Here is an 18,135-nt window from a genome sequence, read left to right as displayed (position 1 = left end):
CCGGAATCAGGACACGGGCTGCACCGGCGCGGACGCGTCCGTCTTGGCTTCAGGGTTTGCCACCGTAAAACGGGTGCGGCGGTGGGACGGTGTCTCCAGCTCGTCCAGCAGGGCCACGGCGAAGTCCTGGGTGGTGATGGACCGCCCCGCAGGCGAATTGTCCGCTGTCACGTACTTGCCGCTCCGGGTCCCCGGCTGCATGACGGGGGCGGGCGCCAGCATGGTCCAGTTAAGGGCCTCCGGAGCTGAGCGGATCTCGTCATAGGCGGCGGCCATGCTGCGGGCCTCGGGACGGTACGGCTCGGGGAAGTCGGGGGAATCGCACAGGCGCACACCGTTGATTTCGAGCGACCCCGCTCCGCCCACCACCAGCAGTCGCGTCGTGCCGGCACTGCCGAAGGCCGCCTTCATCGCAGCCAGCCATTCGCCGTGATCCCCGCCCGTGCGGCTGGGCACCGTGGCCAGCACAACGGCGTCGTGATCCTTTGCAACGCTGGTAAACGTCCTCATGTCTGCCAGTTCCGCCCGGCACGCCGTAGCGCCGGGTACCGCCGCGCCTGTCCGCGAAATGGCCGTGACGTCATGACCCCGCCGCAACGATTCTTTGACGATCTGGCCGCCCACCATTCCGGTGGCACCATACACTGCGATTTTCATGCCGCTCCTCGTATTGGGTACCGTAGGAATTCACAGTATCTCTAGGATACCTAGAGGCTCAGAAGAAACGAGGTGCCGAATGCATACCATCACGCCCGTGGCCCCGCCCACTGCGGACATCATGGATCCGCGGTGCCCGTCCAGGGTTGTGTTCCAGCGAATCGGCGACAAATGGGCGTCGCTGGTGGTTCAGGTGCTGGCCGAAGGTCCCGTCCGCTTCTCCGAACTGCGCAAGCACGTCCACGTCATCACACCCAAGGTCCTGACCCAGACCCTGAGAACGCTGGAACGCGACGGGCTGATCACCCGGAAGGTATACGCCCAGGTCCCTCCCCGGGTCGACTACCAACTGACTGAACTGGGGTTATCGCTGTTGGGCCCCCTTACGGTCCTCCGGGAGTGGGCCGAGTCCAACGTTCCCAGCATTCTGAACGCCCGGGACGCCTACGACGAAGCCCGTGATGTGACAATGCCTGAAGGCTGAAGGGAACGGATCCGCCCGTCCCGCATGGTGGCCACGGTATCCGTCAGTGACACGAATTCAGTGTCGTGCGTGACCATCACTGTGGCCACATTGAATTCGTCCGTGACCTCGCGCAATAACCGGACAATGCCGGCGCTTCGCTCGTGGTCCAGAGCCGCCGTCGGTTCGTCCACCAGCAGCACCCTGGGCCGGCCCATCAAGGCCCGTGCAATGTTGACGCGTTGCCGCTGGCCGCCCGACAACTGGTGAGGGCGTTTGTCCCGCACGCTGCCGAGCCCGACGACGTCCAGAAGCTCAGCGGCGCGCCTGCGGGCGGCCGCCGGGGGCTTCCCGCGCAGGTGGTCCGCCAGAATGAGCTGTTCGGCTGCAGTCAGGGACGGCAGGAGGTTGGGTTGCTGGAAAATAATGCCGATCTTCTCCCGACGCAGTGCTGTCAGTTCAGCGTCCCGCAGGCGCGCGATCACCTCGCCGTCGATTGTCACGGCACCGGACGTGGGCCTGATAAGCGCAGCGGAGACGGCCAGCAAGGATGATTTTCCGGACCCCGAGGGCCCTACGAGGGCGAGGAAGTCCCCTGCGCCAACGGCGAGGTTTACCTGGTCCAGCGCTTTGAGGCTTGTTTCCCCGTCCGGGTACTCGAGCGTGACGTTGACAAGGTTGAGCGGCGTGTCCATTGAGTATTCCTTTCGAGGAATATAGCTGTAACGGGGGAAGTCAGTTGTCAGTTGCCGCCGAGGGCGAGCAGCGGGTCGACCCGGGTAACACCGCGGACCGCCACGGCGGCTCCGCCGAGACCCAGGAGCAGGATGCCCGCGATGGGTACCAGGGTGGTGGCCGGAGTGACCAGGAAGGGTGCAGCCTGCGCCGCAAAAAGGCCGCCGAGCAATCCTGCTCCGCCGCCGGTCACCGTCCCGGCAGCCAGCACCATGCCGGCCTGCGCCATCGCATCCCGGAGCACATAACCCGGTGACCCGCCCATCGCCTTGACGACAGCTATGTCCCTGGTCCGTTGAACAGTCCACACCGTCAGGAAAGCCACGATCACCAAGGCGGAGATGCCGTAAAGGAACGCCTGCATCAGCACCAGCGAGCCGTTCTCGCTTTTGAACGACCCCAGCGCCTGAAACGACCCTTCACGGGTGGCGCTGACTGTACCCGCCGCAGCATTTGCGGCGTCCACGTCAACCTGGGCGCCGGCGTCGAACGTCACGGCCAGCACAGTGCCGAGGGACCCGCTGCCTGCGCGGGACAGTTGCCGCCAGTCATTCAGCGACGTCCGGATGACGGCGGTATGTGAATACCACTCGTCCGGGACGATGTCCGCAACGGCAAGGTCCACCCCGCCCACTGCCAGCAGGCTGCCGCGGCTGAGGTGCAGGTCCGCAGCGAGGGTTTCGCCCACGGTAACGGTTCCGTCCCCCGGGTCCCCGGACAGGCCGTTACCGGTTCCAAAGACGGCCACATTTGCGGTACCCGCCGGGGCTCCGCCGGGACCAACGGCCTGGGCGCGGGCCTGGCTGATGCCGAGCGCCTCCACCCCCGAAACACCATCCCGTCCGGACCACACGGCCAGCTGGTCCCGGCGGACCTCCGATTCGGTGAACGATGCCTTGGCCGGTTTTCCGGCGGGGGCGTCGAACACGATCTGGTCGGCCGGCAGCGAGGCGATTGCCGACGTCGACTGGTTTCCCAGCCCGGCGGTCAGTCCCGAGAGCATCACGAGCAACAAAGTGATCAGGGCGATGACGGCTGCCATCAGGGCAAAGCGTCCTTTGGCAAAGCGGAGATCGCGAATGGCGAGAAACACGGGGTTCCTTTCGTGGCAGTGTGGCGTGCTCGTTCCACTCTTCCGCCGCGTTGGGCAATGCACATCGGCATGCCGGTTGGTCAGCTGCAGGCAGGTGGTGGAGCCGCGGGTCAACCAAAAGGTTGATCTCCGCCCGCGCGTTCCCGTTTCGCCCGGTAAGCCCGGTGCCGGAGGATACGCTGGATTGATGCGAGGCATGTGTTGATACCGGGCGAATCCAGCGGATCCGCGATAATCCTGCGGCTACTGAGGGTCAGCCTCCACGTGGGGTTCGCTGTCCTGCTCCTGGTGGCCACCGCGCGCGTCCTCATGTCAGGGCCGGTGCCGTCCAGCTGGTTCAGCCTGGTCCTCGCCCTGCTGCTCGCAGCCGTCTACCTTATCGGCACCGTGCTGGAGAAACGCCACTCCACGAACCCCAACCGTTTCGACCCGCGGCGTTACGCGGCGTGGTGGCTTGGCGCGGTCTCGGCCCTGTGGCTGGTGCTGATCTGGTCCAGCGCGGACTTCGTCTGGCTGGCCTTTCCGCTCTTCTTCCTGCAGCTGCACGTGCTGCCGCGACGGGTGGCCCTGCCTGTCATTGCAGCGTCCACTGTCCTGGTTGTGGTGGCGCTCTGGTTCCATAACCGGGGCGCCGCCGGACCTGCGCTGGAATTGCCGATGGTGCTGGGGCCGGTCTTTGGTGCAGCCTTCGCCGTGATCACCGGCCTCGCATACCGGGCGCTCTACCTGGAGGCGAAGAACCAGCGGCTTGCAGCCGAGGAGTTGCGGCGGACACGCGGGGAACTGGCCCGCAGCCAGCACGACGCCGGCACCCTGACCGAGCGGGCACGCCTGGCCCGTGAAATACACGACACCCTGGCCCAGGGCTTCTCCAGCATCGTGCTGATGGGCCGCTCGGCCGAGAAGGCGCTAGACGACGGCGACACGGCGACGGCGCGCGGTCGGCTCCGAACCGTGCAGGAGACCGCGTCCGCCAACCTCGCCGAGGCCCGCAACTTCGTCCGCGGCCTGCAGTCCCCGGACCTCGAGCAGATGTCCCTGGCGGGCAGCCTCCGCCGGCTCTGTGAAAAGACCGAAGCCGAGGCGGCGGCCCGCGGGGCTGGCTTTCGTTGCCGCTTCGACCTCGAAGGCACCCCCGTTGAGCTGTCCAACCCGTACTCCACCACGCTCCTGCGTGCCGCCCAGGCGAGCCTTGCCAACGTCTGGGTGCACGCGAAGGCAAGCACCGCCGTCGTAACTTTGTCCTTCATGGGCACCGAAGTGGCCATGGACATTTACGACGACGGCGTGGGCTTCCGGCCGGAGCCGGAGGGATCCGGGGACAGCCCGCACAGGAAGGACGGTTCCGGGTACGGCCTCCGGTCCCTCCGGGAACGCGTGACCGCCCTGGCGGGAACTCTCGACATCGAATCCGCTCCGGGTGAGGGAACGGTGGTGGCCATCCGGCTCCCGCTGGTGGACAGTGCGGCGGCCGCCGGAATGCCGGCAATCGGGGACCAGTCATGAGCGGAATCCGGATCCTTCTGGTGGACGACCATCCCGTGGTCCGCGCCGGTCTCCGCTCCATGCTGAGCGACTTCGAGGGCATCACTGTGGCGGCGGAAGCCGGTGATGGTGCCGCTGCGCTGGCCCATCTCGCCAGGCTCCGCACGCTCGGCGAGCCCGTGGACGTGGTCCTGATGGACCTGCAAATGGGAGACGGCATGGACGGCGTCACGGCCACGCAAAGAATCAAGGCCGGCGAGGCGGGCACGCCCGCGCCGCCGGTGCTGATCCTTACCACTTTTGATTCCGACGCCGACATCCTGGCCGCCGTCGAAGCCGGCGCCAGCGGCTACATGCTCAAGGATGCGCCGCCGGAGCACATCCGCCAGGCCGTCCTCTCCGCCGCGGCAGGCGGGACGGCCCTGGCACCCGAGGTGGCTGCCCGGCTGATGGGCAGGATCCGCAATCCCGAACCGGCGCTGTCCGCACGGGAAATTCAATTGCTGCAGCTGCTGGCCACCGGATTGCCGAACCGCGCCATCGCCCGGCGGCTCTTCATTTCCGAGGCCACTGTCAAGACCCATCTGGTGCACATCTACGGCAAGCTCGGCGTGGACAACCGCACCGCGGCGATTTCCGTGGCGACGCAACGCCGGATCATCCGGCCCGTGTAAACCGGAGTCCCGACAGGCGGCAGGCCGCCTGCCTGCCGCCTGCCTGTCGCCTGCCTGCCGCCGGACAGGTGTCTTTCAACAGGGTCCATGTGACAAGAACTTTGTCCGGGCTTGCGGGCATAATGGCGCGATGGGGAACTTTCAGAAACTTTCGCTTGCTCTTGTCGGATTCATTATTGGCGGCTCGCTGGTGGCCTGCGACGACGGCCGTGCCGGCGCGCAGGACGCAGCGAAGCAGCTCGCCTCGGCGGTGGCAGCGCTGGACGTCGGCTCCGTCGCCTTTGAAGGTACCGACGCCGCAGCAGCAAACGAGAAGCTGAAAGAAGTCTTCCAGGCGCTCGATCCCGTCAAACCGGCCGTTGAAGCCGGAGAATTGACGCTGGAGAAGGACACCGCCACGGTCCCGCTGAATTACAGCTGGAAGGTCGGCTCCGGCGAGTGGAAGTACACCGCCTCCGCCGAACTGAAGAAGTCCGGCGACAAGTGGCTGACCGTGTGGAAACCGGCCCTGCTGGTCCCCGAACTGGCGGACGGCGAAGTTGTCGGCGTCGCCGCCGAGTCCCCGCAACGGGCGGATATCCTCGGCGCCGGTGACGCGAAACTCGTCACCTACCGGCCGGTGGTGAACGTTGGCATAGACAAGCCCAAGCTGGCTTCCGCCGACCCCGCTGCATCCGCCACCCAGCTAGCCCAACTGGTGGGAGTGGACCCCGCCGCCTACACGCAGCAGGTCCAGGCGGCCGGCCCGGAGGCTTTCGTCACAGCCATCACCCTCCGGCAGGACGGCCGGACCATCACGGACGAGCAGATCGCCCGGATTCCCGGCGCCAGGTCCATCGCCGGCCTCCTGCCGCTGGCGCCAACCCGCACCTTCGCCCGCGCCCTCCTGGGCACGGCTGCCGAAGCGAATGCCGAACAAATCGAGAAATCGGGCGGAGCGCTCAAAGCCGGGGACACCACCGGTACCGGAGGGCTTCAGCAGCAATACGATGCCCAACTCCGCGGCACGGACGGGATCCAGGTCTTCGCCGAAAAGGCAGGGCTTACCGCCGAGGAGAGGCAGGCCTTGCCCAACGAAGGGCGCCGGAGCCTGTTCCAGGTTGAAATGAAACCTGGAACCCCGGTGAAAACCACGCTGGACCCCAGGCTGCAACAGCTCGCCGAAGACGTTCTGGCGGACGTGGGGCCGGCGTCCGCCATTGTTGCGCTACGCCCTTCCAGCGGTGCCGTCCTGGCCGCGGCGTCGGGACCTGGCAGCAACGGCTACAACACCGCCATGCTGGGACAGTACGCTCCTGGCTCAACGTTCAAGATGGTGGATTCGCTAGCCATGATCCGCAACGGCATGACCCCAGACTCCAAGGTTGAATGCACGCCCACGCTCACGGTGGACGGCCGCACATTCAAGAACGCCGAGGGCTATCCGGAAGACTCCCTGGGATCCGTCACGCTGCGGGATGCATTTGCGCACTCCTGCAACACCGCCTTCATCGCGGCCCGCGATTCCGTCAGCCAGGCCCAGCTCGAATCCGCAGCCACCTCTCTCGGTGTTGCCGTCGAGGCGCCCGGGCTGGGGGCGGATGCCTTCCTTGGCTCGGTCCCCGGTGAAGCTGAGGGAACCGAGCATGCCGCTTCCATGATCGGGCAGGGCAAGGTGCTGCTCTCGCCGTTGGCTGCCGCCGTGATGGCCGGGTCCGTCGCCAAGGGCTCCCCCGTGTCCCCTTCCCTCGTGCTGAACCCGGAAGCAGGGTCCGGCAGCGCAACCCCTGAGGCGTCCGGAAGCCCGACGGCGGCCGGAACATCGCCGTCGTTGTCCTCCACCGCGCCTGCTCCCGCGAAAGCTGCGGAGAAACCGGTCACTGCGGCAGAAGCTGCGGCCTTGGCCGACATGATGCGCGCTGTGGTCACCTCCGGACACGCCGGCTTCCTGGCCTCAGTGCCGGGGGAACCGGTGGGGGCCAAGACCGGCACCGCCGAATTCGGCAATGAAAACCCGCCCAAGACGCACGCCTGGATTGTGGCTGTGCACGGCGACCTCGCCGTAGCCGTCTTCGTCGAAGAGGGTGGCCTGGGAGCCACAACATCCGGTCCCTTGCTCAAAGACTTCCTGGTCGCCGCCGGTTAACCAAGGCACCGACACGCGGCGTGGGAAGATTGAAAGCGTGGCTCATATTGACGTTTCCAATATTGATTACTTCCTCTCCGACGGCACGCAGCTGCTGAACGGGGTGACCTTCAAGGTCCCGGACGGCACCAAGACGGCGCTGATCGGACCCAACGGAACGGGCAAGACCACGCTTTTCCGCATCATTTCCGGCGACCTTGTGCCGGATGAAGGCGTGATCGGCCGGTCCGGGAACATGGGCATCATGCGCCAGTTCGTGGGCCAGGTACGGGATGATTCCACGGTCCGCGATCTCCTCGTCTCCGCGGCGCCGCCCGCCCTGGCGGCCGCTGCCCGGGCCGTGGACGACGCCGAGATGGCCATGATGGAGCACGACGACGAGCCCACCCAAATGAAGTACGCCCAGGCAATCGTCGACTGGGGAGACGCCGGCGGCTACGACGTCGAGACCGTCTGGGACGAGGTCTGCATGGCCGCGCTGGGACTTCCGTTCGACCGCGCGCAGCACCGCCCGGCGTCGAGCCTCTCCGGCGGCGAGCAGAAGCGGCTGGTACTGGAGGCACTCTTCGCAGGCCCCGACGAGCTGCTGCTCCTCGACGAACCGGACAACTATCTCGACGTCCCGGGCAAGCGCTGGCTCGAGGCCAAGCTCAACGAGTCCAAGAAAACCGTGTTCTTCATCAGCCACGACCGCGAGCTGCTGAACAACGCCGCCGGCCGGATTGTGACGCTTGAGCCGGGCATCAACGGGGCCGGAGCCTGGGTCCACGGCGGCGGCTTCGGGTCCTACGTGGAGGCGCGCGCGGACCGCAACGCCCGCTTCGAAGAGCTGCGCAAACGCTGGGACGAGGAGCACGTGAAGCTCAAGGAACTCGTCAACATGTACAAGAACAAGGCGGCGTTCCGCTCAGATATGGCCAACCGCTACCACGCGGCGCAGACCCGGCTGGCGAAGTTCCTCGAAGCCGGTCCGCCCGAGGCGTTGCCGATCGAGCAGAACGTGCAGATGAGGCTCAAGGGCGGCCGCACGGCCAAGCGCGCTATTGTGGCCGAAAGGCTGGAACTGATCGGGCTGATGAAGCCGTTCTCCACCGAGGTCTGGTTCGGGGACCGCGTGGGGGTGCTTGGTTCCAACGGTTCCGGCAAGAGCCACTTCCTCCGGCTGCTCGCCACCGGGGGAACGGACCCCGAGCGGGAGCACCTTCCGGTGTCCGACGTCGACATCGCCGAAGTGCCGCACGAAGGCACCGTGAAACTAGGCGCCCGCATCCGTCCCGGCTTCTTCGCGCAGACCCACGTCCGCCCGGACCTGCTGGGTAAGACGCTCCTGGAGATCCTGCACCGCGGCGACGAGCACCGTTCCGGGCTCGGCCGCGAGGCAGCTGCCGGCGCCCTGGACGGGTACGGCCTGGCATCCCAGTCGGAGCAGAAGTACGAATCCTTGTCCGGCGGCCAGCAGGCGCGGTTCCAGATCCTGCTGCTGCAGCTTTCCGGCGCCACCCTGCTGCTCCTCGACGAGCCCACCGACAACCTGGACCTGCACTCGGCCGAGGCCCTGGAACGGGCCATCGACCACTTCGAGGGAACTGTCCTGGCTGTCACGCACGACCGCTGGTTCGCCCGTACCTTCGACCGCTTCCTGGTGTTCGGTTCGGACGGAAAGGTCTACGAATCCGCGGAGCCGGTCTGGGATGAGAAGCGAGTCGAGCGCGTCCGCTAGCCAACGAGCCTCTCCGTGTGCCGGTTACTCCGGCAGCAGTTCGGAGCGTACCCCGGCCTCCGGGCCGGCAGTTCCTCCCATGGCGGCCACCAGCCGTTCCCGTGCCCGCCCAAGGTGCTCGTCGAGCAGTTCGGCGGCGGCGTCCCCCCGACCGGCCTCAATAAGTTCGAGGATCTTCTGGTGCTCGGCCTGGATCAGGGCTGTGTCCAGGAGGTGCAGGGACTGGATGCGGACCATGCACAGCCGCACCTCGCCCACGAGTGAGCGGTACATCCTGCTGATCCGCTCGTTGCCGACGGCGTCAATCAGGCTGGTATGGAACCGCATGTCCGGTTCGACGACGTCGAGCGGAGCGCCCGTCTGCACCGCAGCGATGTCGCGGTTGGCCTGCAGGGCCGCTTCCGGCACCTCCCTGGTGCGGGCGAGCCTGCGGAGCACTTCGCTTTCCAGATAGGCGCGGGCCAGGTAGATATCCCGCACCGAGTCCGGTCCGAGGTCCACTACCCGGGCGGTCTTGTGCGTTCCGCGGTCCAGTAGTCCCTCTGCGACGAGCTTCTCGATCGATGCCTTCGCCGTGGGACGTGCCACCTCATAGGACGAGGCGACTTCCGTCTCGGTGAGGGTCTGGCCGGAACCGAGGTCCCCGGCAAAGATCCGGCTCCGCAAATCCGCGGCGATCGCATCAACGATCGAGACTGCTGCAATTCGGCCGGCCACCGGAGCTCCATTCCCGCCAAGAGTTTCTTGATTCACCTCAATCTTGCCAGACAAGTCAACAAGTCTCTCTTGACCATCATGTGTACTTGTTAGACAATCGTAGGGCGCCACGGTGTTGTGACGCCTAACACAATCTGGAGACACATGTTTCAGCAGATCCTCGACCCCATTGCCGGGTCCCTGGTGATTTCAGCCCTTTGCGCGGCCCTTCCCCTCGTCCTGCTCTTCGTCCTACTGGGCGTCTTCAAGGTCAAGGCACCGAAGGCGGCCCTGGCCAGCCTGGCGCTTTCCCTCGTCCTGGCCATCGTCGGCTGGCGGATGCCGGTCAACCAGGCCCTGAGCGCCACGGCAGCGGGCATCTTCTACGGCCTGTTCCCCATCCTGTGGATCCTGGTCAATGCACTGTGGATCTACCGGCTCACAGTGGCCACCCCCTGGTTCGAGGTGCTGGGCCGGACCATCCGTTCCATCTCGAATGACCTCCGCATCCTCTCCATCCTGATCGCCTTCTGCTTTGGCGCGCTGCTGGAATCCCTGGCCGGTTTCGGGGCACCTGTGGCGATTTCCGCAGCCATGCTGATGGCTGCCGGCATGAAACCGCTGAAGTCGGCCGTGGTGTCGCTGCTGGCCAACACGGCTCCTGTCGCGTTCGGAGCGATGGCCGCGCCGATCATCGCCCTGAATGGCGTCACCGGCCTGCCGCTGCACGACCTGTCCTCCATGGCCGGCCGCCAGACGCCGTTCATTGCGCTCATAGTGCCGCTGCTGCTCGTGTTCATCGTGGACGGCCGGCGCGGCGTGAAACAGACCTGGCCCGTGGCCCTGGTGGCCGGCGTCGCCTTCGGCGCAGCCCAGTTCGTGACCTCCAACTTCTTCGCTGTGGAACTGACCGATGTTGTTGCCGCCGTTGTGACAGTGGCCGCGGTGCTGCTGATGCTGAAGGTCTGGCAGCCGAAGGAAATCGTCGGAATGGGCGGCGCCGTGGAAACCGCACCGGAAGCTGCCCGCGCCGCCGCCGCCGTCGGGTCCGTTTCCGGCTCCCGTCGTAGCGGTTCCGCTGGCGGAGCGGCGGGTGGTTCCGGCGCCGAACACCGGGCAGCCCCCTCAGGCCCGTCGGTTCCCGCCGACAACTCCCGGCCGGAACCACGGCAGATTTGGATGGCGATCGCTCCCTACCTGATCATCATCGCCGTGTTCTCGGTGGCGCAAATCCCGTTCGTCAAGACCTGGCTGGGCCAGGTGGGCAGCGTGACGTTCGCCTGGCCCGGCCTGGACATCACCGATTCGGCCGGCAAGCCGGTTGCGGCCACCAAATTCAAGCTCGACCACCTCAAGGCCACCGGCACCCTGCTGATGTTCTCCGGCCTGCTCACCATGGTGCTGTACAAGGTCACTGCATCACAGGGCCTGCGCATCTACCGGGACACACTCGTACAGCTGCGCTGGACGATCGTAACCGTCACCGCCGTCCTGGGGCTATCGTTCGTGATGAACCTGTCCGGCCAGACCACCACCCTCGGCTTTGCGCTGGCCTCGGCGGGCGGCTTCTTCGCCATCCTCTCACCGCTGATCGGATGGATCGGCGTGGCCCTCACCGGTTCCGACACGTCCTCCAACTCCCTGTTTGGACAGATGCAGGCCACCGCAGCGGCACAGACCGGGCTGTCTCCGGTACTGATGGCAGCCTCCAACTCCTCCGCCGGCGTGATGGGCAAAATGCTGTCGCTGCAGAACCTTGCCGTGGCCTCGGCTGCGGTGGGCCTTGACGGGGCCGAGGGGACCCTTTTCCGGAAACTCCTCGGCTGGAGCGTGGGCCTGCTGGTGCTCATCACTGTGCTGATCTTCCTGCAGTCCACCCCCGTACTGGGCTGGATGGTCCCCTGATGGCAACCCTGGACATGGCCGGCCTCCGCGCGGCGGTAAAGGATCCGGCCCAGGTGAAGACCCGTGCGATCGATCTGCACGCGAACGCCCACGACGCCTCGCATTTCCTGCTGATCCCGCAGGCTGTGGTCACGGCCGGAAGTGCCGCCGACGTGGGCGGACTGCTGCGCGCCAGTGCCGCCCAGGGCGTGCCCCTGACCCTCCGCTCCGGCGGAACCAGCCTGAGCGGCCAGGCGGTGACCGATGGTGTGCTGGTGGACGTGCGCCGCAACTTCAAGGACATTGAAGTGCTCGACGACGGTGCGCGGGTCCGCGTCCAGCCCGGCGTCACGGTCCGGGCGCTCAATGCCAGGCTCGCCCGCTACGGACGGAAGTTCGGCCCGGATCCTGCCAGTGAGGCAGCGTGCACCATCGGCGGTGTGGTGGCCAACAATTCCTCCGGCATGAACTGCGGCACTGTTGACAACACCTACCGCACCCTGGAGTCCTTGACGGTGGTGCTGCCCTCCGGCACCGTGATCGACACCGGCGCACCCGACGCCGACCGGAAACTCCGTACCCTCGAGCCGGTGCTATACACAGGCCTGGCCCGGCTGGCGGAGCGGGTCCGGAGCAACGCGGACTCAGTTAGCAAGATCCGGCAGCAGTTCGCCATGAAGAACACCATGGGCTACGGACTGAACTCCCTGTTGGACTTCCAGACCCCGGTGGACATCATGGCCCACCTGATCGTCGGCAGCGAAGGCACCCTGGGTTTCGTGGCAGAGGCTGTCTTCCGCACCATCCCCCGGCTCCAGCATGCTGCCGCGGGACTGCTGGTGTTCCCGGACCTTGAGGCCGCCAACGGGGCCCTGCCTGACGTTGTCGGAACCGGGGCCGCAACTATCGAGCTGATGGATGCGCTGTCACTCAAGGTGGGCCAGACGCTCAAGGGAACTCCCGCCGTCGTGCAGGACCTGGCGGTCCGGGAGCATGCCGCCCTGCTCGTGGAGTACTCCGCCGGCAGCGCCGGAGACCTGGCGGAACTCCAGGGCAACGGCGAGGATGTACTCCAGGGACTCGGGCTGGCCGCGCCTGCCCGGTTCACCGGTGACGGCCGGGAACGCGGACAGCTCTGGCAGTTGCGCAAGGGCCTCTACGCCTCGGTGGCCGGAGCCCGTCCCCAAGGCACCACCGCCCTGCTGGAGGACATCGTGGTCCCCGTCCCGGTGCTGGGCCGGACCTGCCGGGAACTGATCCGGCTCTTCGACAAATACAGCTACAGCAACAGCGTGATCTTCGGCCACGCCAAGGACGGCAACGTTCACTTCATGCTGACCGACGGCTTCGCCACAAAGGCCGAGCTGGACCGCTACAGCGCCTTCACCGAGGACATGGTGGACCTGGTCCTCACCGAGGGCGGATCGCTGAAGGCCGAGCACGGGACCGGGCGCGTCATGGCCCCGTACGTCCGCCGGCAGTACGGTGACGAGCTCTACGACGTCATGCGCAGCATCAAGCAGCTCTTCGACCCCGCCGGGATGCTCAACCCCGGCGTGCTGATGGACGAGGACCCGCTGGCACACCTGCGGCACATCAAGACGGCACCGCCCGTCGCCGAGGAAGTGGACCGCTGCGTTTCCTGCGGCTACTGCGAACCGGTGTGCCCCAGTAAGGACATCACCCTCACGCCGCGGCAGCGGATCGTCACGCTGCGCGCCATCGAATCCGCGCGGCTGGCCGGGGACACGGCGCTGGTCCGGGAACTGGAGAAGGACTACGAGTACGAGTCCGTGGATACCTGTGCCGTGGACGGGATGTGCCAGACCGCCTGCCCGGTGGACATCAACACGGGGTCGCTCGTGAAGAAGCTGCGGAAGGACGACGCCGGCCCGTTCGCTAACGGCGTCTGGAATGCCGCTGCCAAGCACTGGGAAGGCGTCACGCGCGGTGCTGCCCTGGCGCTGACGGTGGTGGACAAGCTCCCGGCGGCCGCCATCACTCCGCCCAACAAGGCCGCCCGGGCAGTGCTCGGCACGGACACCGTACCGCTGTATTCCGCCGAACTGCCGGGCGGCGGTTCCGTGCGGAAACGTCCGACGCCGGCGGGCGAAGTTGACGCTGTCTACTTCCCGGCCTGCGTGGGGACCATGTTCGGACCCGCCGGCGCGGGGCCCGACGCCGAAGGACGGGGCGTCCAGTACAGCTTCGAGCAGCTGTGCGGCCGGGCCGGGCTCACGCTCCTCGTACCGGAGGGTATTGACGGACTGTGCTGCGGCACACCCTGGTCCTCCAAGGGCATGGATGCCGGCCGGAAGACTATGCGCGAGAAGACCTTGGCTGCCCTCCGGGAGGCAACCCGGGACGGCGAGCTTCCGATCGTCTGCGATGCGTCCTCCTGCACCGAGGGCCTGCGCCAGGCCGTGGAGTCGGACGAGCCCGGGGCCGGGCAGCGTGCCCTGCGCCTGGTGGACGCCGTGGACTTCGCCGCGGAACGGATCCTGCCGCGGCTGCCGGACCACGGGAAGCTCGAGTCCCTGGCCCTCCACCCCACCTGCTCGTCCACACGGATGGGGCTTAACGATGCCCTGGGTGCGGTGGCCGGAGCCGTGGCCGACCGGGTTGAGGTCCCGGAAAACTGGGGCTGTTGCGCGTTCGCCGGGGACCGCGGCATGCTGCACCCCGAGCTGACGGCATCCGCCACCGCGAAGCAGGCCGCGGAAGTGGCCGGGATGGACGCGGCCGCCCACGCCTCGTGCAACCGCACCTGCGAACTGGGCATGACCCGGGCCACGGGTGCCCAGTACCGGCACGTGCTGGAGTTGCTGGAGGAAGTCACCCGCTAAAGCCGGACGCTCTCTCACTTCCTGAATGTTTTCCGCCATCGCTCTCTCACCGGTGAGAGAGCGATGGCGTTTTTGTGGCAGGAAGTGAGAGAGCGTCGGGGCTCCGGCGACAGTAATACGCTCATCACTTCTGATTAAATGATCATTTTAAGTTAGCATTTGAACATGAGGACTGAAGACCGGCACCGGTTGATCGGTGAGTTGCTGCGGAACCGCGAAGAGGTGACCGTCGACGAGTTGATCGCGGAGTGCGGAGCATCCGGGGCGACGATCCGCCGCGACCTGGATACGCTGGCAGTCCATGGCGTCCTCCGCCGGGTGCACGGCGGAGCCAAGAGCCTGGTGCTCCGCGGCGAGAACCCCGGGTACGGGCAGCGGGAGCTGGAAGGGCAGGATGCCAAGGCCCGGATTGCCGCCGGCGTTGCCGGCCTGCTGCAGGACCGCGAACACGTCTGGCTGGACAGCGGAACCACCGCAACCGGAATAGCCCGCCAGCTGCGGCATCGCGAACTGACGCTCATGCCCATGTCGCTGCCCGCCCTCAACGCTTTGACGGCGGAAGGCCAGGCCGGGCATCACCCCGCCCTGCTGGTTCCGGGCGGAAGCCTGATTCCGGGAGAGCTGTGCTTCCGGGGCCCGCTGGCCGAGGCCAACATCCGCTCCCTCCGCTTCGACACGGCCGTGGTGACCCCCTGCGCGGTCAACCTCAAAGACGGACTGCTGGCACACGACCTCGACGATGCGGCCGTCAAACGCGCCGGCCTCGAATCTGCCGCCCGGGTGGTCGCCGCCTGCGCGGGCTCCAAATGGAACGCTGCCGCGGTGGCGCTTGTGGCTTCCCTGGACGCCGTGGACGTCATCGTCACGGACAGGTCATTTAGCCCGCAGGAACTCAAGCAATTTGGAAAACACTCAGTGAAAGTAGTGAATGTATGAGCATCGCCGTCTCCACCCGGAAGCTGAACGCTGCGGCTGCCGCCACCTTCCTGGTCTTCGGGATCAACGGTCTCGTGTTTGCCAGTTGGGCAGCCCGCATCCCCGCCGTCACCGAAATCCTGCACGTTACGTCCGGACAAATGGGAACGCTGCTCCTTTGCACGGCAGTGGGTTCACTGATCGCCCTTCCAACCGCGGGATGGGTGGTGGGCCGGATCGGGACCGCCAACACGGTCCGCGCCAGCGGATTGCTGGCCGCCTCGGCAGGGGTGGGCATCGCCCTCTCACTGACGGCCGAGTCGGTGCCAGGGACTGCGGTGTCGCTTTTCTTCTTTGGCATTGGCGTCGGGCTGTGGGATGTCTCCCAGAATATCGAAGGGGCCGACGTCGAACACCGGCTTAAGCGCACCATCATGCCGCAGTTCCACGCGGCTTTCAGCGGCGGTGCCTTCGTGGGCGCCTTGATCGGCGCGGGCCTTTCCGGCCTTGGAGTGGGACTCCCCGCCCACCTGCTGGTCATTGCCGCCGTCGTGGCAGTCCTGACCATGGTGGCGCCCCGCTACTTCCTGCCGCACATTGCTGCGGAGGTCCCCGCCAGCGGCGAAGGAGCCGCACCGAAGGATGCATCCGCCTGGCGGGACAGCCGCACGCTGTTGATCGGCGTTGTGGTTCTCGGTGCCACCCTGACCGAAGGTGCCGGGAACGACTGGATCGCCAAAGCCTCCGTGGATGGGCTGGGTACCAGCGAATCCACCGGCGCATTGATGTTTGCGGTATTCGTCCTGGCCATGACGGCCATGCGGTTCTGCGGCGGGTTCGTCATTGACAAGTACGGCCGTGTTGCCGTGCTGCGCGCCAGCATGGCCGCGGCCGCCGCGGGCCTTGGCCTCTTTGTGCTGGCGGGCAACGTGTGGCTGGCCACCGCCGGGGCCGCGCTCTGGGGAATCGGCGCGGCACTGGCCTTCCCGATGGGCATGTCCGCCGCAGCCGACGATCCGAAGAAAGCCGCAGCCCGCGTCTCGGTGGTGTCCACGCTGGGCTACATCTCCTTCCTGGCGGGACCCCCGCTCCTGGGCTACCTCGGCGACCTGACGGGGATCCACCTGGCGCTGCTCGCGATCATGGTGCCCATCCTGGTGGCGCTCCTCCTGGCCGGAGCGGCCAAGCCCTTGCCCGGTGCGCCACTCCGCAACGAGTAGAACCGGCCATACGCGCCAGCCGCATCCAACCCCGGCAACCGCAATGTCGGCGGTAGGGTGGGGAAATGCGAAGGATGCTGAGGAAAGGCCCGGGCCTGGTGGCCGGGCTGGACCGGACATTACTCAAAGCCGTGTCCAACCTGCCTGGCGGGAACCACGATGTGCTGTTCCGCCGGCTCTCGTCCGCCGCGAATCACGGAAAGCTGTGGTTTGCGGTGGCCGGAGGCCTGGCACTCATTCCCGGCAAGCCCCGCCGTGCCGCGTTGCACGGGCTGATTGCCCAGGGTGTGGCATCGGCTGTCACCAACGTCGTGTTCAAAACACTCCTGCCCCGGGCCCGGCCGCTGCCGGAGCACCTCCCCGTGTTCCGGTTCGTCAACCCGCAGCCCACCAGCTCCTCGATGCCTTCAGGCCATTCGGCGTCCGCGGCGGCATTTGCCGTGGGGGTGGGGCTGGTGCAACCGGCCATTGGCGCCGCGCTGGCACCCCTGGCCGCCGGCGTAGCCTACTCCCGGGTCCACACCGGCGCCCACTGGCCCTCCGATGTGCTGTTCGGCTCGGCGCTGGGAGCCGGCGCAGCCATGATCACCCGCAAGTGGTGGCCCGTCCGCCCGCCTTTCCCGAACACCGCCCGCACGGGCACGGACGCGGCCACGCTGCCCGGCGGCCAAGGGCTGAGCATTGCGGTCAACACACTGGGCGGTTCATATGCGCCGGAAACCATAAAGGCACTGCAGGATGTATTCCCTTTAGCGCATATACACGAGATTGATGAGGACGGAGACGTCGCTGCTGAGATCAGGGCGGTGGCTGGCCGGCCAGAGGTGAAAGCGCTCGGCGTCTGGGGCGGGGACGGAACGGTGGGTACCGCCGCGGCGGTCGCCGTGGAACTGTCACTGCCCTTGCTGGTGCTTCCCGGCGGAACGCTCAACCACTTTGCCCGCGACGCCGGAACCTCGACCCTCGAGGATGCAGTCGAGGCCGCTTCCGCCGGCGCGGCTGCCCGGGCGGATGTGGGGCACGTCCTGGTGGAGCGTGGGTTGGCCGGAAACCCCGAAAAGCTGGAACGGACCATGCTCAACACGGCGAGCATCGGCCTGTATCCCAACCTGGTGCGCCGGCGGGAACAGCTCCAGCCAGCCCTCGGCAAACCGCTGGCCGGGGTGGCCGCAATGTTCCGGACGTTCGCGGCCGGCACGCCCACCACGATGATTGTGAACGGCGTCCGCCACAAGCTGTGGATCCTTTACGTTGGCCGGGGCCGCTACTACCCCCGCGACCATGCACCGCTGGTGCGGCCGGTGATGGACGACGGTGTCCTGGACCTGCGGATGATCACTGCCGATGAGTCCTTCGCGCGGATACGGCTCCTGTGGTCCGTGCTCACCGGCACGGTGGCCACATCCAGGATCACACACCTGAGTGAATCCACGAAGGTGACGGTGGAGGCAGCGGGGTCGCCCATGGCATTGGCCGTGGACGGGGAAGCCATGCCGGGCGTGCGCCGCGTCGAGTTCTCGGTGCTCCCCGGGGCTCTGACCTACTACTGCCCGAAGCCGGCGTAGGCAGCTTGATGGGTCATCCCTTGGGACTACCCTGATTCCACCCTGAATCATCCCTGA

At 66.8% G+C, this 18,135-nt stretch carries 14 protein-coding genes; 10 read left to right on the top strand and 4 right to left on the bottom strand.

All coding sequences use genetic code 11. From position 1 onward, the window contains the following. Positions 1 to 6 precede the first annotated feature (6 nt). Positions 7 to 657, bottom strand: coding sequence for an NAD(P)-dependent oxidoreductase (locus tag ACFVWT_RS09590; protein ID WP_390247450.1), 651 nt, complete (start codon positions 655 to 657; stop codon positions 7 to 9). A gap of 79 nt (positions 658 to 736) precedes the next feature. On the opposite strand from ACFVWT_RS09590, the gene ACFVWT_RS09585 reads away from it, so the two are divergent. Then, a complete protein-coding gene (locus ACFVWT_RS09585; protein WP_390247448.1) occupies positions 737 to 1,141 on the top strand; it encodes a winged helix-turn-helix transcriptional regulator in 405 nt (134 codons plus the stop codon). Here ACFVWT_RS09585 and ACFVWT_RS09580 read toward each other — a convergent pair. Together ACFVWT_RS09580 and ACFVWT_RS09575 are read right to left on the bottom strand one after the other, a co-directional pair. After that, positions 1,102 to 1,815, bottom strand: coding sequence for an ABC transporter ATP-binding protein (locus ACFVWT_RS09580; RefSeq protein ID WP_390247446.1), 714 nt, complete (start codon positions 1,813 to 1,815; stop codon positions 1,102 to 1,104). The two genes, ACFVWT_RS09585 and ACFVWT_RS09580, sit on opposite strands and share 40 nt — an antisense overlap. Before the next feature lie 47 nt (positions 1,816 to 1,862). Next, the gene (locus ACFVWT_RS09575) at positions 1,863 to 2,948 is read right to left on the bottom strand and encodes an FtsX-like permease family protein (RefSeq protein ID WP_390247444.1); all 1,086 of its coding nucleotides are present in this window, start codon (positions 2,946 to 2,948) and stop codon (positions 1,863 to 1,865) included. A 201-nt stretch (positions 2,949 to 3,149) separates the two neighbouring features. On the opposite strand from ACFVWT_RS09575, the gene ACFVWT_RS09570 reads away from it, so the two are divergent. The 4 genes from ACFVWT_RS09570 to ACFVWT_RS09555 all read left to right on the top strand — a co-directional run bounded on the left by ACFVWT_RS09570 (position 3,150) and on the right by ACFVWT_RS09555 (position 8,952). Beyond that, complete coding sequence (locus tag ACFVWT_RS09570; protein WP_390247838.1) at positions 3,150 to 4,454, top strand: sensor histidine kinase; 1,305 nt, start codon at positions 3,150 to 3,152, stop codon at positions 4,452 to 4,454. Beyond that, positions 4,451 to 5,107 carry a response regulator gene (locus tag ACFVWT_RS09565; RefSeq protein WP_390247442.1) on the top strand — a complete coding sequence of 219 codons (657 nt, stop codon included), beginning with the start codon at positions 4,451 to 4,453 and terminating at the stop codon, positions 5,105 to 5,107. Before ACFVWT_RS09570 ends, ACFVWT_RS09565 begins: the two co-directional genes overlap by 4 nt. A gap of 130 nt (positions 5,108 to 5,237) precedes the next feature. Further along, positions 5,238 to 7,232, top strand: coding sequence for a penicillin-binding transpeptidase domain-containing protein (locus tag ACFVWT_RS09560; RefSeq protein WP_390247440.1), 1,995 nt, complete (start codon positions 5,238 to 5,240; stop codon positions 7,230 to 7,232). A 37-nt stretch (positions 7,233 to 7,269) separates the two neighbouring features. Continuing rightward, complete coding sequence (locus ACFVWT_RS09555) at positions 7,270 to 8,952, top strand: ABC-F family ATP-binding cassette domain-containing protein (RefSeq protein WP_390247438.1); 1,683 nt, start codon at positions 7,270 to 7,272, stop codon at positions 8,950 to 8,952. Between the two features lie 24 nt (positions 8,953 to 8,976). On the opposite strand, the gene ACFVWT_RS09550 is transcribed toward ACFVWT_RS09555, so the two are convergent. Next, positions 8,977 to 9,669: a GntR family transcriptional regulator gene (locus ACFVWT_RS09550; RefSeq protein WP_390247436.1), complete on the bottom strand. Its 693-nt coding sequence runs from the start codon at positions 9,667 to 9,669 to the stop codon at positions 8,977 to 8,979. 144 nt (positions 9,670 to 9,813) lie between these two features. On the opposite strand from ACFVWT_RS09550, the gene ACFVWT_RS09545 reads away from it, so the two are divergent. The 5 genes from ACFVWT_RS09545 (at position 9,814) to ACFVWT_RS09525 (ending at position 18,078) form a co-directional block, all read left to right on the top strand. Then, on the top strand, positions 9,814 to 11,553 hold the full coding sequence (locus ACFVWT_RS09545) for an L-lactate permease (RefSeq protein ID WP_390247434.1): 1,740 nt from the start codon (positions 9,814 to 9,816) through the stop codon (positions 11,551 to 11,553). Continuing rightward, the gene (locus ACFVWT_RS09540; RefSeq protein WP_390247432.1) at positions 11,553 to 14,378 is read left to right on the top strand and encodes an FAD-binding and (Fe-S)-binding domain-containing protein; all 2,826 of its coding nucleotides are present in this window, start codon (positions 11,553 to 11,555) and stop codon (positions 14,376 to 14,378) included. The genes ACFVWT_RS09545 and ACFVWT_RS09540 overlap by 1 nt, the downstream gene beginning before the upstream one ends. 165 nt (positions 14,379 to 14,543) lie before the next feature. Further along, the gene (locus ACFVWT_RS09535) at positions 14,544 to 15,314 is read left to right on the top strand and encodes a DeoR/GlpR family DNA-binding transcription regulator (protein WP_390247430.1); all 771 of its coding nucleotides are present in this window, start codon (positions 14,544 to 14,546) and stop codon (positions 15,312 to 15,314) included. Next, positions 15,311 to 16,513, top strand: coding sequence for an MFS transporter (locus tag ACFVWT_RS09530; protein ID WP_390247428.1), 1,203 nt, complete (start codon positions 15,311 to 15,313; stop codon positions 16,511 to 16,513). The genes ACFVWT_RS09535 and ACFVWT_RS09530 overlap by 4 nt, the downstream gene beginning before the upstream one ends. A gap of 65 nt (positions 16,514 to 16,578) precedes the next feature. Further along, entirely contained in the window at positions 16,579 to 18,078 is a 1,500-nt protein-coding gene (locus tag ACFVWT_RS09525; protein WP_390247426.1) for a bifunctional phosphatase PAP2/diacylglycerol kinase family protein, read from the top strand. Positions 18,079 to 18,135 lie beyond the last annotated feature (57 nt).

It is taken from the genome of Arthrobacter sp. NPDC058288 (assembly GCF_042880995.1).
In the GTDB taxonomy this organism is placed as follows: Bacteria; Actinomycetota; Actinomycetes; order Actinomycetales; family Micrococcaceae; genus Arthrobacter.
This window is presented reverse-complemented; position numbering and strand designations above follow the sequence as displayed.

Excerpts from the sequence above, each read along its gene's own strand:
- ACFVWT_RS09590 (WP_390247450.1), bottom strand. The coding sequence starts at position 657 with ATGAAAATCGCAGTGTATGGTGCCACCGGAATGGTGGGCGGCCAGATC.
- ACFVWT_RS09585 (WP_390247448.1), top strand. The coding sequence starts at position 737 with ATGCATACCATCACGCCCGTGGCCCCGCCCACTGCGGACATCATGGAT.
- ACFVWT_RS09580 (WP_390247446.1), bottom strand. The coding sequence starts at position 1,815 with ATGGACACGCCGCTCAACCTTGTCAACGTCACGCTCGAGTACCCGGAC.
- ACFVWT_RS09565 (WP_390247442.1), top strand. The coding sequence starts at position 4,451 with ATGAGCGGAATCCGGATCCTTCTGGTGGACGACCATCCCGTGGTCCGC.
- ACFVWT_RS09560 (WP_390247440.1), top strand. The coding sequence starts at position 5,238 with ATGGGGAACTTTCAGAAACTTTCGCTTGCTCTTGTCGGATTCATTATT.
- ACFVWT_RS09545 (WP_390247434.1), top strand. The coding sequence starts at position 9,814 with ATGTTTCAGCAGATCCTCGACCCCATTGCCGGGTCCCTGGTGATTTCA.
- ACFVWT_RS09540 (WP_390247432.1), top strand. The coding sequence starts at position 11,553 with ATGGCAACCCTGGACATGGCCGGCCTCCGCGCGGCGGTAAAGGATCCG.
- ACFVWT_RS09535 (WP_390247430.1), top strand. The coding sequence starts at position 14,544 with ATGAGGACTGAAGACCGGCACCGGTTGATCGGTGAGTTGCTGCGGAAC.
- ACFVWT_RS09530 (WP_390247428.1), top strand. The coding sequence starts at position 15,311 with ATGAGCATCGCCGTCTCCACCCGGAAGCTGAACGCTGCGGCTGCCGCC.
- ACFVWT_RS09525 (WP_390247426.1), top strand. The coding sequence starts at position 16,579 with ATGCGAAGGATGCTGAGGAAAGGCCCGGGCCTGGTGGCCGGGCTGGAC.